This is a genomic window from Butyricicoccus sp., assembly GCF_050872565.1.
GTDB lineage: Bacteria > Bacillota > Clostridia > Oscillospirales > Butyricicoccaceae > Butyricicoccus_A.
In genome coordinates this window covers 1-2,584 of the sequence record NZ_JBNMHC010000317.1, presented here as the reverse complement: position 1 = coordinate 2,584, position 2,584 = coordinate 1, and the positions used below count along the sequence as shown (strand labels likewise).

Below are 2,584 nucleotides of genomic sequence, written 5' to 3'. Positions count from 1 at the left end.
GCGAACGGATAGTTTGCCAGCAATGCCATGCAGAAGCAGCCAATAAAGGATGCGATAGCGGTAGCCATCAGAATGGCATTGGAATCCATGCCGGATGCCGACAGGATGGAAGGATTGACCGCGAGAATGTAAGCCATGGTCATAAAAGTTGTCAAACCGGCAACGACTTCTGTCTTGACACTCGTGTGGTTCTCCTTCAATTTGAATAATGATTCAAGCATGTACGAAATACTCCTTTCAAGATATGAATCATTGATGAACAATCCATTATACCATGCTTTCTCATGAGATGCACGAAAAAAATCCAGCCGTTCTTTACATTTTTTTAGGTACAGAGTACAATGGAGACAGACATCATGAAATTCTCACAGAGGAGGAAGTATCTTGAATTACGAAGCACTGACACAAAACCTAATCGGCATGGTGAAGGAATCTCAGATTAAGCTGGGCTACACGAAAACACCGATTCATTTATATTTTCCGGCAGAAGCCATCAATCATTTACTCGATGCGCAGCTTTCGGTTGCAGAATTGGAAGCACAGCTGACGCAATTTGCGGCATCTGTAGAAGATCTGCTGGGAATGCTGACAGTTTCTGTCAAAGATGAGTTGTTTTGTATCACGGTTCCAGAAAAAGGCGTTGCCTATGTACACGATAACGTAGAGACCAGCGGATTTCTGGAAGAGTTCATCGCTTGCATGAGCAAGCCGGGACACACGATAGAGGAAATCATTGCGGTGTTCCGTAAGTATTCAGACCATGTTGTCGTGGAAACGCCGAGCAAGGACACCGAGGAGTTTGATTACTTGATTTATTTCGCAGATGGAAAACCGGATGCGTATCGTTACTGCATTCATGATGAGATGGGACAGCTCATTTATCATCGTTTTACGCAAAAAGAATTTGAAAACTTTGGCTTTTAAAAATCATCCGAACTTTTCACGGTATAACCGGCTTGCTGGAGAGCTTGCGCAAATAAGCCGGATTGATTGACGAGGGTGCCGGTAAAGGTACCGTCGTATCGCTGCCCGACGCCGCAGGTAGGACTGCGCGATTTCAAAATGACCAGATCAACAGGCTGCTGTGCGGCAATTTCCATCGCCTTGCAGACGCCGGAATAGTAGGCATCCGTGACATCTTCGCCGTTTTTGCGAATGACGCGGTTACCGTTTACTTCTACCGGCGGGCGCGGTGCGGGCATTCCGGCTAAGAGTTCCGGACAGACGGGAATCACCTGTTTATCCTTGAGAAAGGCTAGAATCGCAGGGGAGGCGTTGTTTCCGCCGTTGTATTTGCAGTTTTCGCCGATTAAGCAGGCGCTGACAAGTACAGTCATCATATCATCTCCTGATAGAAAAATTGGATAAGACGATTATACCATCTTCCGCCTGTGGAATACTATTCCTACAGGCGGATTTTTTTGCCAATACAGCACATATGAGATGCTGCTAAAAAAATGTGAAAATATGTTAAGTGAAAAATTTGACAAAGAGGAGATGGTTGTGTATACTGTTAATAAAACCAAGAAAAATTTGCATTGAATTTATGAAAGATGACAGATGTTGGTGGGAATCTGCCCGCTGAAGAGAGGCGGCGCGGCAGAAGAACAAAAACTGGGAGGAAAATAGTATGAAAAAATGGGTGTACGAGTTTCATGAGGGTAATGCTGATATGCGTCCGCTGCTCGGCGGCAAGGGTGCAAACCTTGCCGAAATGACCAATTTAGGTCTGCCGATTCCAAACGGCTTTACGGTCACAACCGAAGCATGTACGGATTATTATACACAGGGAAAGCAGATTTCTCAGGAAATTCAAGATCAAATCTTTGCGGCACTGGCTGTTTTGGAGCAGCAGCGCGGCAAAAAGTTTGGAGATGAATCGGATCCGCTGCTGGTTTCCGTGCGTTCCGGCGCACGCGCTTCTATGCCGGGCATGATGGATACCATTTTGAATTTGGGCTTAAATGATGTTTCTGTAGAAGGCTTTGCCAAGAAAACCGGCAATCCGCGCTTTGCGTATGATTCCTATCGCCGCTTTATCCAGATGTTCTCGGATGTCGTTATGGAGATGAGCAAATCCTTCTTTGAAGGTATTCTGACGGAGGTCAAAGAAGCAAAGGGCGCAACATACGATACAGATTTGACGGCAGATGATCTCAAAGAAGTCATCGCACGATACAAAGCCATTTATGCGGAAAAAATGGGCGCAGAGTTCCCGCAGGATCCAAAGGTACAGCTTATGGAAGCAGTCAAAGCTGTATTCCGTTCGTGGGATAATCCGCGTGCCATTGTATACCGCCGCATGAACGATATTCCGGGAGACTGGGGCACAGCAGTCAATGTACAGTCGATGGTATTCGGCAACATGGGCAATACATCGGGTACGGGCGTTGCCTTTACGCGCAATCCATCCACCGGTGAGAAGGGCATTTTTGGTGAATATCTCATCAATGCACAGGGCGAAGACGTTGTGGCAGGTATCAGAACGCCGCAGCCGATTACCAAGCTCGCAGAAGACCTGCCGGAGTGCTATCAGCAGTTTATGGATATTGCCAATCGTCTGGAAGACCATTACCGCGATATG

At 46.6% G+C, this 2,584-nt stretch carries 3 protein-coding genes and 1 pseudogene; 2 read left to right on the top strand and 2 right to left on the bottom strand.

Features of this window, described 5'->3' with window-relative positions; all coding sequences use genetic code 11:
• Positions 1–221: pseudogene (locus ACR0P9_RS10700) on the bottom strand (NCS2 family permease); the annotation flags it as partial.
• Positions 222–384: 163 nt separating this feature from the next.
• Here ACR0P9_RS10700 and ACR0P9_RS10695 point away from each other — a divergent pair.
• Positions 385–924 carry a DUF3877 family protein gene (locus ACR0P9_RS10695; protein WP_432619986.1) on the top strand — a complete coding sequence of 180 codons (540 nt, stop codon included), beginning with the start codon at positions 385–387 and terminating at the stop codon, positions 922–924.
• On the opposite strand, the gene ACR0P9_RS10690 is transcribed toward ACR0P9_RS10695, so the two are convergent.
• On the bottom strand, positions 921–1,337 hold the full coding sequence (locus ACR0P9_RS10690; RefSeq protein WP_432619988.1) for a DUF523 domain-containing protein: 417 nt from the start codon (positions 1,335–1,337) through the stop codon (positions 921–923). The genes ACR0P9_RS10695 and ACR0P9_RS10690 overlap by 4 nt on opposite strands.
• A gap of 293 nt (positions 1,338–1,630) precedes the next feature.
• Between ACR0P9_RS10690 and ACR0P9_RS10685 the strand changes: the two genes are divergently transcribed.
• Positions 1,631–2,584, top strand: a 954-nt coding sequence (locus tag ACR0P9_RS10685) for a PEP/pyruvate-binding domain-containing protein (RefSeq protein ID WP_432619984.1), incomplete at its 3' end; no start/stop codon positions are given.